General features: G+C 65.7%; 13 protein-coding genes. 9 read left to right on the top strand and 4 right to left on the bottom strand.

Annotated features, from left to right (window positions below; all coding sequences use genetic code 11):
- Positions 1–14: 14 nt before the first annotated feature.
- The 3 genes from CXG43_RS17290 to CXG43_RS17280 all read right to left on the bottom strand — a co-directional run bounded on the left by CXG43_RS17290 (position 15) and on the right by CXG43_RS17280 (position 3,188).
- Positions 15–848, bottom strand: coding sequence for an MIP/aquaporin family protein (locus CXG43_RS17290; RefSeq protein WP_101101225.1), 834 nt, complete (start codon positions 846–848; stop codon positions 15–17).
- A 21-nt stretch (positions 849–869) separates the two neighbouring features.
- Positions 870–2,375, bottom strand: a complete 1,506-nt coding sequence (gene glpD, locus CXG43_RS17285) for a glycerol-3-phosphate dehydrogenase (protein WP_101101223.1) — start codon at positions 2,373–2,375, stop codon at positions 870–872.
- A 159-nt stretch (positions 2,376–2,534) separates the two neighbouring features.
- Positions 2,535–3,188: an OmpW family outer membrane protein gene (locus CXG43_RS17280; RefSeq protein ID WP_101101220.1), complete on the bottom strand. Its 654-nt coding sequence runs from the start codon at positions 3,186–3,188 to the stop codon at positions 2,535–2,537.
- A 155-nt stretch (positions 3,189–3,343) separates the two neighbouring features.
- Between CXG43_RS17280 and CXG43_RS17275 the strand changes: the two genes are divergently transcribed.
- From CXG43_RS17275 to lpdA, 3 genes are all read left to right on the top strand, one after another.
- Complete coding sequence (locus CXG43_RS17275; RefSeq protein WP_101101218.1) at positions 3,344–3,898, top strand: DNA-deoxyinosine glycosylase; 555 nt, start codon at positions 3,344–3,346, stop codon at positions 3,896–3,898.
- Positions 3,899–4,079: 181 nt separating this feature from the next.
- Entirely contained in the window at positions 4,080–5,813 is a 1,734-nt protein-coding gene (gene aceF, locus CXG43_RS17270) for a dihydrolipoyllysine-residue acetyltransferase (protein ID WP_101101216.1), read from the top strand.
- A gap of 107 nt (positions 5,814–5,920) precedes the next feature.
- Entirely contained in the window at positions 5,921–7,735 is a 1,815-nt protein-coding gene (lpdA, locus tag CXG43_RS17265; RefSeq protein WP_101101469.1) for a dihydrolipoyl dehydrogenase, read from the top strand.
- 91 nt (positions 7,736–7,826) lie between these two features.
- Here lpdA and CXG43_RS17260 read toward each other — a convergent pair whose 3' ends face one another.
- Positions 7,827–8,645, bottom strand: coding sequence for a hypothetical protein (locus CXG43_RS17260; protein ID WP_042614566.1), 819 nt, complete (start codon positions 8,643–8,645; stop codon positions 7,827–7,829).
- 549 nt (positions 8,646–9,194) lie between these two features.
- On the opposite strand from CXG43_RS17260, the gene CXG43_RS17255 reads away from it, so the two are divergent.
- The 6 genes from CXG43_RS17255 (at position 9,195) to atpA (ending at position 13,455) form a co-directional block, all read left to right on the top strand.
- The gene (locus CXG43_RS17255; RefSeq protein ID WP_182657364.1) at positions 9,195–9,560 is read left to right on the top strand and encodes a hypothetical protein; all 366 of its coding nucleotides are present in this window, start codon (positions 9,195–9,197) and stop codon (positions 9,558–9,560) included.
- Between the two features lie 32 nt (positions 9,561–9,592).
- Positions 9,593–10,381, top strand: coding sequence for a F0F1 ATP synthase subunit A (gene atpB, locus CXG43_RS17250; RefSeq protein WP_101101214.1), 789 nt, complete (start codon positions 9,593–9,595; stop codon positions 10,379–10,381).
- A 65-nt stretch (positions 10,382–10,446) separates the two neighbouring features.
- Positions 10,447–10,749: a F0F1 ATP synthase subunit C gene (gene atpE, locus CXG43_RS17245; RefSeq protein ID WP_042614569.1), complete on the top strand. Its 303-nt coding sequence runs from the start codon at positions 10,447–10,449 to the stop codon at positions 10,747–10,749.
- Between the two features lie 114 nt (positions 10,750–10,863).
- The gene (locus tag CXG43_RS17240) at positions 10,864–11,334 is read left to right on the top strand and encodes a F0F1 ATP synthase subunit B (protein WP_042614570.1); all 471 of its coding nucleotides are present in this window, start codon (positions 10,864–10,866) and stop codon (positions 11,332–11,334) included.
- 1 nt (position 11,335) lies between these two features.
- Positions 11,336–11,863, top strand: coding sequence for a F0F1 ATP synthase subunit delta (locus CXG43_RS17235; protein WP_057508091.1), 528 nt, complete (start codon positions 11,336–11,338; stop codon positions 11,861–11,863).
- Between the two features lie 44 nt (positions 11,864–11,907).
- Positions 11,908–13,455 carry a F0F1 ATP synthase subunit alpha gene (gene atpA / locus CXG43_RS17230; protein ID WP_101101212.1) on the top strand — a complete coding sequence of 516 codons (1,548 nt, stop codon included), beginning with the start codon at positions 11,908–11,910 and terminating at the stop codon, positions 13,453–13,455.
- The last annotated feature ends 6 nt before the right edge of the window (positions 13,456–13,461 follow it).

The following is a 13,461-nucleotide window of genomic DNA, read 5'->3' as shown; positions in this document are numbered from 1 at the left end:
GCGCGGCAGGGAGTTCATTGTGCGCCGCAGTCGCTCGCAACGACCGTGGAATCTGCCAGCGCACGCTGGCGCGCCGGAAGGAACGGCAGGATGAGCCAGCGGTAGGCGGCCCCGCCGAGTGCGCCGCCGATCAGCGGGCCGACGATGGGGATCCACCAGTAATGATGTTCGGCCGGCAACGCGGCGCGGTCCCAGCCGGCGAGCCAGGCGAACACGCGCGGACCGAAATCGCGGGCGGGATTGATCGCCCAGCCCTCCAGATAGCCCATCGATGCGCCGATGCAGGCCACCAGCAGGCCGATCATCAGCGCGCCGCCGTTCGCCCCCGGTGCGGCCTCGTTGTAACGCTCGGTGATGGCGAAGATGCCGAACACCAGGAACGCGGTCAGGATGACCTCATTGCGCAGCGCATGCAGCGGCGTTACCGCCAGTCCCGGCGCAGTGAGGAACACCCCGGCCGCGCCCCCTTCAGCGCGGGTCATCCCGTGCAGGTCGTTGTAATGGTCGAGGACCGGGCCATACAGCAGCAGCACGATCGCCGCGCCGACGAAACCGCCCAGCACCTGCGCCGCCCAGTACGGCAGCACGCGTGGCCACGGAAAACCGCGATACAGCGCAAGGGCCAGGGTCACCGCCGGATTGGCGTGGGTGCCCGATACCGACGCCGTGGCGTATATCGCAACGGTGACCGCCAGTCCCCAGGTGATGCACAACCCCCAGTAGGCATGCTGGTAGGGACTGGGGTCGTACAGCAGGTACATGGCGGCCGCAGAGCAGCCGATGCTGATGATGATCGCCACCGCGACCGCTTCGGAAATCAGTTCGCCTGCAAGCTGCCGTCGTGTCATGCGGTGTTCCTCATCGTGCAATCAGGGAGAGCCCAGGGCACGTCGGCCGGTGGGTGCGTGGGTGTCCAGCCAGCGGGCCAGCCGATGCTGCTGCGAAGCGTCCAGCGCCAGGCCCAGTCGGGTGCGTCGCCACAGCACGTCATCTGCCTGGCGAACCCATTCGCGCGCACACAGGTAGCGCACCTCGGCTTCATACAGATCGGCGCCGAAGTGCGTGCCGAGCGCGTCCATCGAATCGGCCTGGCCGAGGATCAACGCGGCCCGCGCGCCATAGGTGCGGGCCCAGCGCGCCGCGAGCGACGGCGGCAGCCATGGCCATTGCGTTGCCAGCCAGGCCGCGCCCTGCGCCGGCGTACCGCGTTCGGCCCCGGGTAGCGGCGCGCCGCTGGCTGTCCATGCAGGCGCTGCATTGCCGCCAAGGTGCGCCAACAGGTCAACCGCCTCTTCGGCCAGGCGCCGATACGTGGTCAGTTTGCCCCCGAGTACGTTCAGCAGCGGCGCGCCCTCGGCATCCAGCTCCAGCCGGTAATCACGGCTCACCGTGCTGGCCTCGGCGTCCGCGTCATCCAGCAACGCGCGCACCCCGCTGAACTCCCACACGATGTCGCGTGGGCTGGTCTGCTGGCGGAAACTGCGATTGGCCGCCGCGCAGAGATAGTCACGCTGGGCGTCGTCCACGTGCACAGCGCCGGGATCGCCATCGAAGTCCACGTCGGTCGTGCCGATGAGGGTGTAGCGGTCTTCGAAGGGAATGGCGAACACGATGCGGCCATCGGGTTGCTGCAGCAGGTAGGCATGGTCATGCGCGTACAGCGCCGGCACCACGATGTGGCTGCCCTGTACCAGGCGCAGCGGGACGCTCCGGGTCAGGCTGATGTCGTCGACGAATGCGGGCACCCAGGGGCCGGTGGCGTTGACCAGCATCCGCGTGCGCACGCTGCGCTGGCTGCCATCCGGGTCGCGCAGGTCGACCGACCAGCCATCGGCCTCCCGCCACGCCTGCTCGCAGCGCGTGCGCGTCCATATGCGGGCACCACGCTCGGCGGCATCGATGGCGTTGGCCACCACCAGCCGGGCGTCCGGCGCCTGCGCGTCGCTGTAGGTGAATCCACGGCGCAGGCCATCGTGCAGCGGTGCGCCAAGCGGATGGGTGGACAGCCGCAGTGAACGCGATCTTGGCAGCAGCGACGATCGTCCACCCAGGTGGTCGTAGAGCCACAATCCCAGACCGATCAGCCACGCGGGCCGAAGGTGGGACTCATGCGGCAGTACGAAGGGCAGCGGCTGCACCAGGTGCGGCGCGATCCGCAGCAGGACCTCGCGCTCTTTCAACGACTTGCGGACCATGCCGAACTGGCGGTGTTCCAGGTAGCGCAGCCCGCCATGGATGAGCTTGGAGCTCGCGCTGGACGTGTGCGAAGCCAGGTCGTGCTGTTCGCACAGGGCGACCTCCAGCCCGCGTCCCGCCGCGTCGCGGGCGATCCCGGCTCCATTGATCCCCCCGCCCACCACCAGCATGTCGAGCATCTGCGGTCGCCCTCCGGCAGGCATCTGCCGTCTCTGGGCCCGAGCCTAGCGCACTGCGGCTGGCGGAAACGTGGCATGCGCACCGTTACGCGTGCGCGGTGAAATGACAACGGGCCCCGAAGGGCCCGCTGCGGTGAAACGATGTTGCCTGCGTCGTGCTTAGAAGCGCGCGCCGATACCGAAGCCGACAGTCCACGGATCCAGCTTGGCGTCTGCGCCGGTACCTTCGCCGCCGACCTTCACTTCCGGACGTGCGTGCATGTAGCGCGCATCGGCTCGGGCGAACCAGGTGGAGTTGATGTTCATGTCCACGCCGACGGTGCCGATGGCGCCCTTGGCGGTTTCCAGGCCGATGTGCTCGGTGACGCCCGGAGCGGTCAGGTCTTCATTGCTGAAGTTCGACTCGTAGTAACCGACGCCGACGAACGGACGGAACACGTTGTCCGCCTGACCGAAGTGGTACTGGCCGCTCAGTGCGATCGGCTGCTGTTCCACCGTGCCCAGGCGCTCGTTGCCGACGCCGCGCACGCGGTGGTTGAACTTGTCGGCTGCGCCCCACAGCTCAACGGCCCAGTTGTCGTTGATGTAGTAGCTCAGGCTCAGGGTCGGTGCCGGGCCGCCGTCGAACTTGCGGATGCCTTCAACCGGATCGTTCTTCGGCTGCAGCAGCGCAACGCCGCCGACCACGGCGAAGTGCTTGCCCGAAGCCGTGTCGGTGCTGCTGTCAGTGGCCGAATAGTCCTGCGCGAAGGCGCTCGGAGCAAACGCGGCGGCGGTCAGCAGGGAAAGGCTCAGGATACGGATGGAGCGCATGGGGGAATCTCCTCGGGGTTCTTGTTATGGGTCCCCTGTCGGGGCGCAGCCAACGTATTCCCGTGAACATGAATCGAGTCCGACGCGCGTTAAAAAATAGTTGGATGCGTTCAGCAAAACGCGGGAAATGCCTACTGCGATGTAGAGTTGCGTCAATGAAAGATGTTCATGCAGATCGTCGGGATGTGACTGGAAACGACATATGCATCGGGTTGCCTGCGCAGCTCGATGCGCAGGCGCGGGTGCTGGTGCTGGGTTCGATGCCGGGGGTGGCGTCCCTGCGCGAGGCCCGTTACTACGCCCATCCACGCAACCGCTTCTGGCCGCTGATGTCGCTGTTGGCGGGGATCGATGCGGGGCTGCCGTACGCGGCGCGGGTGGCTGCGCTGAACGAGGCCGGCATCGGCCTTTGGGACGTGATCGGGCGATGCCGCCGGCGGGGCAGCCTGGATGCAGACATCGTGCGTGGCAGCGAGGTGCCCAATCAGCTCGCGGAGGTACTGGCGACGCTGCCGGCACTGCAGCTGGTGGCGTGCAATGGTGCCGCCGCACACCGCGCGTTCCAGCGCTTCATCGTTCCGGGCCTGCAGCGGCCGCTGGACGTGCCGGTTCTGGCGCTGCCCTCGACCAGTCCTGCCAATGCGGCCGCCTCGCTGCCGGCGCTGCAGCACGCTTGGCGGGCGGTCGGTGAGTCACTGGCGCGCCTGTAATGAAGGGACAATACGCCACCGACTGGAAGCGGCTGGCGCCATGCCCTCGCAGCGCAAGCGCGCTGCTACAACAGCGTGTCCCGGGACAGTGCGGACTGAAAACGCCATCAACGGTTGGCGAGGGGGCCATGCTGGCCGCACAATAGAGGATTCCCTACACCAGATTGCCGGAGTTATCCCCATGGCCGAAATCAAGGAAGCCCTCGTCCCCGATATCGGTGACTACAGCGATATCCCGGTAATCGAGGTGCTGGTCGCCGTCGGCGATACGGTCAAGAAGGACCAGGGGCTGGTCACGCTGGAAAGCGACAAGGCGACGATGGAAGTGCCGTCGTCGGTCGCAGGCGTGGTCAAGGAGATCAAGGTAAAGGTCGGCGACAACCTGTCTGAAGGCAAGGTCGTGGCGCTGATCGAGGTCGCTGAAAGTGACGCACCGGCCGCCAAGCCGGCCGCCGCCGCTGCCGCACCTGCGCCGGCCAAGGCTGCCGCTGCGCCGGCGCAGGCCGCCCAGCAGAGCGCCCCGGCCGCTGCCGCCCCGGCCCCCGCCGCCGGTGGTGGCGCGGTGGAAGCGCTGGTCCCGGACATCGGCGATTACTCGGATATCCCGGTCATCGAGATCCTGGTCGCCGTGGGCGACACGGTGAAGAAGGACCAGGGCCTGGTCACGCTGGAAAGTGACAAGGCCACGATGGAAGTACCCTCGTCGGTTGCCGGCGTGGTCAAGGAAATCAAGGTCAAGGTCGGTGACACCCTGTCGCAGGGCAAGGTCGTGGCGATCATCGAAGCCGAAGGCGCGGCCAATGCCGCTCCGGCGCCGACCAAGGCCAATGCTGCGGCCAACGAAGCGGCCGAAACCGCCACCAAGGTCGAGCCGGTCGCCGTGCCGGCACAGCCGGACAAGCTGGCTGCCCGTGAGATCGCCAGCGCCCCGTCCGCCGGGGCGCCGAGCAGCCCGCCGGTGCAGTTCAACGCCGACAGCGTGCTGCCGGCCAAGGTGCCCTATGCCACCCCGGCGGTGCGCGTGTTCGCCCGCGAACTGGGCGTGGACCTGCTGCAGATCAGCGGTACCGAAAAGGGCGGCCGCATCACCAAGGGCGACGTGCAGAAGTTCGTCAAGGCCGCACTCACCGGCGGCGGCGCTGCTGGCACGTCCGCACCGGCTGCTGTCGGCGGTGGCCTGAACCTGCTGCCGTGGCCGAAGGTCGACTTCAGCAAGTTCGGCGAGGTCGAGGTCCAGCCGCTGTCGCGCATCAAGAAGATCTCCGGTGCGAACCTGGCGCGCAACTGGGCCATGATTCCGCACGTCACCCAGTTCGAACAGGCCGACATCACCGAGCTGGAAGCCCTGCGCGTGGCGCTGAACAAGGAAAACGAGAAGGCCGGCATCAAGCTGACCATGCTCGCCTTCCTGGTCAAGGCCAGTGCCGCGGCGCTGAAGAAGTTCCCCGAGTTCAACGCCTCCCTGGATGCCAGCGGCGAGAACCTGACCCTGAAGAAGTACTTCAACATCGGCTTCGCCGCCGACACCCCGAACGGCCTGGTCGTTCCGGTGGTGCGCGATGTCGACAAGAAGGGCGTGGTGCAGATCGCGCAGGAAAGTGGCGAGCTGGCCAGGAAGGCACGTGACGGCAAGCTGGGTCCGGCCGACATGAGCGGTGGCTGCTTCTCGATCAGCTCGCTGGGCGGCATCGGTGGCACCGCGTTCACGCCGATCGTCAACGCGCCGGAAGTGGCGATCCTCGGTGTGTCCAAGTCGTCCATCCAGCCGGTCTGGAATGGCAAGGAGTTCGCGCCGAAGCTGATGCTGCCGCTGTCGCTGAGCTACGACCACCGCGTCATCGACGGTGCACTGGCCGCACGCTTCACCACCTACCTGTCGCAGGTACTGGCGGACATGCGCCGCGTACTGCTCTGATCGAGCCGGCAAGCCCCCTCCGTGTGGCCGCCGCCCTGCGCGCGGCCGCGTGACGAACTGCAGCAGACGCCCGCCGGCCATTCCGCGCGGGCATGAAGGAAACCACCATGGCCACGATTGAAGTCAAGGTTCCCGACATCGGTGATTACAGCGATGTGCCGGTGATTGAAATACTGGTCGCCGTCGGCGACAAGGTGAAGAAAGACCAGGGTCTGCTGACCCTGGAATCGGACAAGGCAACGCTGGAAGTGCCGTCCTCGGCCGCCGGCGTGGTCAAGGAGCTGAAGGTCAAGCTCGGCGATACGCTGTCCGAAGGCGCTGTCGTGGTGCTGCTGGAAGCCGAAGGCGAGGGCGCCGCACCGGCCGCGCCGGCCAAGGCGGCCGCACCCTCGGCGGCTGCCGCCCCCAACAGCAAGCCGCCGGTGACCCCGTCGCACCGCGCCCCGGCCGAGCCGGTCGCGCCGAAGCCTGCGCTGTCTTCCGGCAAGGCCGCCGACATCGAATGCGCGATGGTCGTGCTGGGCTCCGGCCCGGGCGGCTACACCGCCGCGTTCCGTGCCGCCGACGTCGGCCTGGATACCGTCATCGTGGAACGCTACGCCAGCCTGGGGGGCGTCTGCCTCAACGTCGGCTGCATTCCGTCCAAGGCGCTGCTGCATGCCGCGGCGGTAATCGATGAAGTCGCCCATGCCGGCGATTTCGGTGTGGAATTCGGTGCGCCGAAGATCACCCTGGACAAGCTGCGCCAGTACAAGGAAAAGGTGGTCGGCCAGCTGACCAAGGGCCTGGCCGGCATGGCCAAGCAGCGCAAGGTGCGCAGCGTGCAGGGCGTGGGCCGCTTCGTGTCGGCCAATGAGCTGGAAATCACCGCTGAAGACGGCAGCACCCAGCTGCTGCGCTTCCAGCAGTGCATCATCGCAGCGGGTTCGCAGGCGGTGAAGTTGCCGAACTTCCCGTGGGACGACCCGCGCGTGATGGACTCCACCGATGCGCTGGAACTGGCCGATGTGCCGGGTTCGTTGCTGGTGGTCGGTGGCGGCATCATCGGCCTTGAAATGGCCACCGTGTATGCCGCACTGGGCAGCAAGGTCACCGTGGTGGAGTTCATGGACCAGCTGATGCCGGGTGCCGACAAGGACCTGGTCAAGCCGTTGGCCGACCGCCTGAAGAAGCAGGGCGTCGAAGTGCACCTGAAGACCAAGGCATCCGGCGTCAGTGCCGACGCCAAGGGCGTGACGGTCACCTTCGAAGCCGCCGCGGAAGGCGAGACGCCCGCGCTGCAGCAGGGCACCTTCGACCGCGTGCTGGTGGCCGTGGGCCGCTCGCCGAACGGTGGCAAGATCGGTGCGGAAAACGCCGGCGTGCAGGTGTCCGATCGCGGCTTCATCCCGGTGGATCGCCAGATGCGCACCAACGTGCCGCACATCTTCGCCATCGGCGACATCGTCGGCAACCCTATGCTGGCGCACAAGGCGACCCATGAAGGCAAGCTGGCTGCCGAAGTGGCTGCCGGGCACAAGAAGGAATGGGTCGCACGGGTGATTCCGTCGGTGGCCTACACCAATCCGGAAATCGCCTGGGTCGGCGTGACCGAAACCGAAGCGAAGGCCAAGGGCCTGAAGGTCGGCGTGGCCAAGTTCCCGTGGGCGGCCAGTGGCCGTGCCATCGGCATCGGCCGTACCGAAGGCTTCACCAAGCTGATCTTCGACGAAGAGACCCATCGCATCATCGGCGGCGCCATCGTTGGCGTGCACGCCGGCGACCTGCTCGCGGAAATCGGCCTGGCCATCGAGATGGGCGCCGAAGCCGAGGATATCGGCCACACCATCCATGCCCATCCGACGCTGAGCGAATCGGTGGCGATGGCATCGGAAATCTACGACGGCACGATCACCGACCTGTACATGCCGAAGAAGAAGTAAGCCGCCAGGCGCCGCGCGCAGCCCGGGTGATGTTTCCCGGCACAAAAAAAACCCCAGGCATGCCTGGGGTTTTTCGTCTGCGCAGTGGGGATCAGAACGACAGGCTGACGCCGGCCACCGGACCCTTGAACTCCTGCTTCAGGCCGATCACGCCGTCGCTGCCCTTCTGGTCGACGTCCAGCTTGAACCAGTCGTAGCCGGCGAAGAGGCCGAAGTTGTCGGTCAGGCGGTACTCGACGATCGCGTTGGCGCGGCTCAGGTCGCCTTCGTAGTCATCGAAGCTGCCCCAGCTGGTGTTGAGGTACTGGCCCTGCAGGTTGATCATCCAGCGATCAGCCGGGTTGAAGGTCAAGCGTGCACCGACCACCGGCGCCACGCCGTTTTCCTTCTCATCCAGGAAGCGGCCGTTGTAGACGTTGCCCAGGTCGGCATAGCCCTTGGCGCTGATCTGCGCCCATTCGGCACCGATCTGCAGGCCGAGGTCGAAGCGGTCGGTGTCCACGACAGAGTAGTCATAGACCAGGGTGGCGACCTGGTACTTCAGCTCAGCCTTGACGAAGCTGCCTTCCGGAACGTTGATCTCGCCGAAGGCGATGCCGTCGTTCAGCGTCTCACGGCGGTCCTTGTCCCACTTGAAGTAATCGAAGATCAGGCGCTGGCGGTCGCTGAAGCGGAACACGCCATCCACGCGCGGCTCCCATTCCTTGCCGCCCATGCTGAAATCTTCATTGAGATTCACGTCCTGGCCGGCAACGGTGGTGCTGCCGCGGATCGTGTTATCGGTATCGATGTTCATCGCACCCAGGCGCAGCGTGAAGCGGTCATCGCCTTCGGCAGCATGCGCGTTGGAGGCAAAGCCGGCGCCGACGGCGGCCAGCGAAAGAGCAAGCAGGGTGGTAACGGGGCGCATCGGCAGGAATCCTTGCAGTGGTTCAACGAAAGTTGCGCCACTATCGCTATCTTCGCGTCCACCATTCGTGAGCGTATTGTGTAGGCGGCGTCTTCACAGGTCGCTCTAAAGCGTGACGACCAACGGTCGTCCCCCACCGAAGCTCGGTCGTCACCCACCGAAGCACGGTCGTCACCCACCACGGCACCGTAGACCCCAGCCATGCTCGGCGAGCGCAGCGGCAGAAAAAAGAGTCCCGCCGGGCAGCGGCGGGACCCCGTGCAGACCTGCGCAACTGCGCCGACGAGGATGAGAGAGTGCAGGTCGAGGGGTTGGACACACCGCCGCGACGAAAGTTCAATGCTGCATCGCCGCAGGGGCGGGAGCCCCGCTGGGCCTGATTGTCCCGCCCCCGGCCGGAAAAATCCCGGTCATCCCGCAACTTGCATCGATCCGGGATGAACACGCAGCGGTTGTCTCGCAAATTGTCCCATTGCTATAATTTGGCGGCTCGACGAGGCACCACGCTGCTGCCTCATGCCTATCACTCCAAATGTGCGGGACGTCTCTGTGCTGAATTCCGTTGATCCGGGTCGGCGACTGATGCTGCGCGCCGCGGTCTACCCGCTGGCCGCGGTGATTGTCCTGGCCCTTGGCTTCCTGCTGGTGAGTCCGAAACATGCGCTTGGCGCACTGCTTTCCGGGCTCGCGGTTTCGGCCGGTGGCTGGGTGGCGGCACGGATGGCGCTGGGCGGTGGGGTGCAGGCAGCTGGCTCGGCAATGGCAAGGCTGATCATCGCCGTCGTTGCCAAGTGGGCCGTGGTATTTGGCGTGTTGATCGCAGGCATCCTGGTGTTCAGGCTGCCGGCGGTGGCACTGCTGGCCGGTATCGCGGTCGGCTTGATGTTCCAGGTCCTGGCTCTGGCCAGGCGTTGATCGAATTTCTTAATAACTAAGGTTCCGGACACATGGCAGGCGAGGCGCTGACACCCACCTCCTATATCCAGCATCACCTGCACAACCTCACCGTTGGGCACGGCAGCCCGTGGGCGCTGCACCTGGATACCATCGCCACGTCGGTCCTGATGGGTCTGGTGATGGTTTTCGCCTTCTGGATGGCGACCCGCAATGCCACGGCCGGCGTGCCGGGCAAGTGGCAGGCCTTCGTGGAGATCTGCCTGGAGTTCGTTGACCGTCAGGCCAAGGACACCTACCACGGCACCAGCAAGCTGGTGACCCCGATCGCGATCACGATCTTCTTCTGGATCCTCCTGATGAACCTCATCAAGATGATCCCGGCCGACTTCATCGCCATCCCGCTGGAAATGCTGGGCGTGCCGTACTGGAAGCCGGTGCCGACCGCCGACGTCAACGCCACCCTCGGCATGTCGATCAGCGTGTTCTTCCTGATGCTGTTCTTCGCGCTGCGCTCGAAGGGCATCGGCGGCTTCACCAAGGAATTCCTGACCGCCCCGTTCGGCAAATGGATGCTGCCGTTCAACCTGATCCTGAACATCGTGGAGTGGCTGAGCAAGCCGATTTCGCTGGCGATGCGACTGTTCGGCAACATGTTCGGCGGTGAAATCGTGTTCCTGCTGATCTGGGTGCTGGGCGGTGCAGGTATCGCCGGCATCTTCGCAGGCGCGTTCGCCGGCTTCGGCTGGATGCTGTTCCACCTGCTGGTGATCCCGCTGCAGGCTTTCATCTTCATGATGCTGTCCATCGTGTACCTGAGCCTGTCGGAAGACGCTCACTGAGTTTCGCTGCACCCTTCATCCGTTAGTTTCCAAATCCCTTAGCAATCACGTTCCCGGAGAAAACCATGTACTTCGCCGTCCTGACCAATCTCGCCCAGGTCCAGAGCTCCACCGTCCTCGCCGTCGGCATCATGATCGGCCTGGCCGCGCTGGGCGCAGGCCTGGGTCTGGCCATCATGGCTGGTAAGTTCCTGGAATCGGCCGCGCGCCAGCCGGAACTGATCCCGGTTCTGCAGGTCCGCATGTTCATCACCGCCGGCCTGATCGACGCCGCGTTCATCATCTCGGTCGCCGTGGGCCTGCTGTTCGCCTTCGCCAACCCGATGGTCGGCGAGTTCGTCGCCCGCCTGCCGGCAGTGGCTGGCTGATCCAGCCCCAAGTGAAACGACCGGGCGCTTCGGCGCCTGGTTGCGGATGAAGGTTCGGAGGTGCCGCCCGCAAGGCGGCACGTCCACCCCGTCACCACTGACTGAGCGAAAACAATGGATATCGGTTTTACCCTCATCGCCCAGGCCCTGGCCTTTGCTGCCCTGATCTGGATCATCGCGACCAAGATCTGGCCGCCCCTGATGAACGCGATCGAAGAGCGCCAGCAGAAGATCGCTGAAGGTCTCGCCGCTGCCGATCGCAGCCAGAAGGACCTCGCCCAGGCACAGGACAAGGTCAACGAAGCGCTGAAGGAAGCCCGCGGCAAGGCCAATGAAATCATTGACCAGGCCCACGCGCGCGCCAACCAGATCGTTGAAGCCGCCAAGAATGAAGCGATCACCGAAGCCAACCGCCAGAAAGAACTGGCCCAGGCCGAGATTGACCTGGCTGCCAACCGTGCCCGCGAAGAACTGCGCAAGCAGGTTTCCGCGCTGGCCGTAAGCGGCGCAGAGAAGCTGCTCAAGCGCGAAATCGACGCCAACGCCCACAAGGCGCTGCTCGACGAGCTGGCTTCGGAGATCTGACATGAGCCAGGCCCTCACGCTTGCCCGTCCCTACGCCCGCGCCGCTTTTGCGACCGCGCGCGACGAAGGTGCGTTCGCGCCGTGGTCGGACGCGCTTGCGTTCTCCGCCCACGTCGCTGCCGACCCGCGCGTGTCGGCCCTGCTCGCCAACCCGGAGCTGGGTCGCGACGATGCCGTCGCCCTGCTGGCCCCGGAACAGCGCAGCGAGACCTTCTCGCGTTTCCTGTCCATCCTGGCCGATGCCCACCGCCTGCCGCTGCTGCCGGAAATCGCCGGCATGTACGACCAGCTGCGTGCCGAAGCCGAACACGTGGTCAAGGCCACCGTGACCTCGGCCAACGAACTGGCCGCCGGTGAACTGGATGCGATCAAGGCTGCCCTGCGCAAGCGCTTCGGCCGCGACGTGGAAGTGTCCACCGCGGTGGATGCCTCGCTGATCGGCGGCGCCGTGATCGACGCCGGTGACGTGGTCATCGACGGTTCGCTGAAGGGCAAGCTTGCCCGCCTGCAGACCGCGCTCGCTAACTGAATTCAATTACCGTCCGGCCTCAACGCCGGCACTAGGACTCGACGATGGCAACCACGCTCAACCCCTCCGAAATCAGCGAACTGATCAAGAACCGCATCGAGAAGGTCAAGCTGGCCGCGGAATCGCGCAACGAAGGCACCGTGACCAGCGTGTCCGACGGCATCGTGCGCATCTTCGGCCTGGCCGACGTGATGCAGGGCGAAATGATCGAACTGCCGAACAACACCTTCGCCCTGGCCCTGAACCTGGAGCGCGACTCGGTCGGCGCCGTGGTGCTGGGTGAATACCAGAACCTGCGCGAAGGCGACGTGGCCAAGACCACCGGCCGCATCCTGGAAGTGCCGGTCGGTCCGGAACTGCTCGGCCGCGTGGTGAACGCGCTGGGCGAGCCGATCGACGGCAAGGGCCCGCTGGGCACCCAGCTGACCGCTCCGGTGGAGCGCGTGGCCCCGGGCGTGATCTGGCGCAAGTCGGTCGACCAGCCGGTGCAGACCGGTTACAAGTCGGTCGACTCGATGATCCCGATCGGCCGCGGCCAGCGCGAGCTGGTCATCGGTGACCGCCAGACCGGCAAGACCGCCCTGGCCATCGATGCGGTGATCAACCAGAAGGACACCGGCATCAAGTGCGTGTACGTCGCGATCGGCCAGAAGGCATCGACCGTGGCCAACATCGTGCGCAAGCTGGAAGAAAACGGCGCCCTGGCCCACACCGTGGTCGTGGCCGCCACCGCGTCCGAATCGGCCGCGATGCAGTACATCAGCGCCTACTCCGGCTGCACCATGGGTGAGTACTTCATGGACCGCGGCGAAGACGCGCTGATCGTGTACGACGATCTGTCCAAGCAGGCTGTTGCCTACCGCCAGATCTCGCTGCTGCTGAAGCGCCCGCCGGGCCGTGAAGCCTACCCGGGCGACGTGTTCTACCTGCACTCCCGCCTGCTCGAGCGCGCTGCCCGCGTGTCCGAAGAGTACGTGGAGAAGTTCACCAACGGTGCGGTGACCGGCAAGACCGGCTCGCTGACCGCGCTGCCGATCATCGAAACGCAGGCCGGCGACGTGTCCGCGTTCGTGCCGACCAACGTGATCTCGATCACCGACGGCCAGATCTTCTTGGAAACCGACCTGTTCAACGCCGGTATCCGTCCGGCCGTCAACGCCGGTATCTCGGTGTCGCGCGTGGGTGGTTCGGCCCAGACCAAGATCATCAAGAAGCTCTCCGGCGGCATCCGTATCTCGCTGGCGCAGTACCGCGAGCTGGCTGCGTTCGCGCAGTTCGCCTCGGACCTGGACGAAGCGACCCGCAAGCAGCTCGAGCGCGGCCAGCGCGTCACCGAACTGATGAAGCAGAAGCAGTACGCCCCGATGTCGATCGCCAACCAGGCGCTGTCGATCTACGCCGTCAACGAGGGTTACCTCGACGACGTGCCGGTCAACAAGCTGCTGGCGTTCGAAGAAGGCCTGCACGCGCACTTCGCCAACACCCAGGGCGAGCTGATCGGCAAGGTCAACGCCACCGGCGGGTGGGACAATGACATCGAAGGTGCCTTCAAGAAGGGCATCACCGAGTTCAAGACCACCGGCAGCTGGTAACAGCGC

Source organism: Stenotrophomonas sp. Bg11-02 (assembly GCF_002836635.1).
In the GTDB taxonomy this organism is placed as follows: Bacteria; Pseudomonadota; Gammaproteobacteria; order Xanthomonadales; family Xanthomonadaceae; genus Stenotrophomonas; species Stenotrophomonas lacuserhaii.
Note: the sequence above shows the minus strand (reverse complement) of the source record. Positions and strands in the feature narration are given on the sequence as shown.

Bases quoted from the DNA above. Each gene is read 5' to 3' on its own strand.
- glpD (WP_101101223.1), bottom strand. From the start codon at position 2,375: ATGCTCGACATGCTGGTGGTGGGCGGGGGGATCAATGGAGCCGGGATC.
- atpB (WP_101101214.1), top strand. From the start codon at position 9,593: ATGGCAGGCGAGGCGCTGACACCCACCTCCTATATCCAGCATCACCTG.
- CXG43_RS17275 (WP_101101218.1), top strand. From the start codon at position 3,344: ATGAAAGATGTTCATGCAGATCGTCGGGATGTGACTGGAAACGACATA.
- atpA (WP_101101212.1), top strand. From the start codon at position 11,908: ATGGCAACCACGCTCAACCCCTCCGAAATCAGCGAACTGATCAAGAAC.
- lpdA (WP_101101469.1), top strand. From the start codon at position 5,921: ATGGCCACGATTGAAGTCAAGGTTCCCGACATCGGTGATTACAGCGAT.
- CXG43_RS17260 (WP_042614566.1), bottom strand. From the start codon at position 8,645: ATGCGCCCCGTTACCACCCTGCTTGCTCTTTCGCTGGCCGCCGTCGGC.
- CXG43_RS17235 (WP_057508091.1), top strand. From the start codon at position 11,336: ATGAGCCAGGCCCTCACGCTTGCCCGTCCCTACGCCCGCGCCGCTTTT.
- CXG43_RS17240 (WP_042614570.1), top strand. From the start codon at position 10,864: ATGGATATCGGTTTTACCCTCATCGCCCAGGCCCTGGCCTTTGCTGCC.
- CXG43_RS17290 (WP_101101225.1), bottom strand. From the start codon at position 848: ATGACACGACGGCAGCTTGCAGGCGAACTGATTTCCGAAGCGGTCGCG.
- atpE (WP_042614569.1), top strand. From the start codon at position 10,447: ATGTACTTCGCCGTCCTGACCAATCTCGCCCAGGTCCAGAGCTCCACC.
- aceF (WP_101101216.1), top strand. From the start codon at position 4,080: ATGGCCGAAATCAAGGAAGCCCTCGTCCCCGATATCGGTGACTACAGC.
- CXG43_RS17280 (WP_101101220.1), bottom strand. From the start codon at position 3,188: ATGCGCTCCATCCGTATCCTGAGCCTTTCCCTGCTGACCGCCGCCGCG.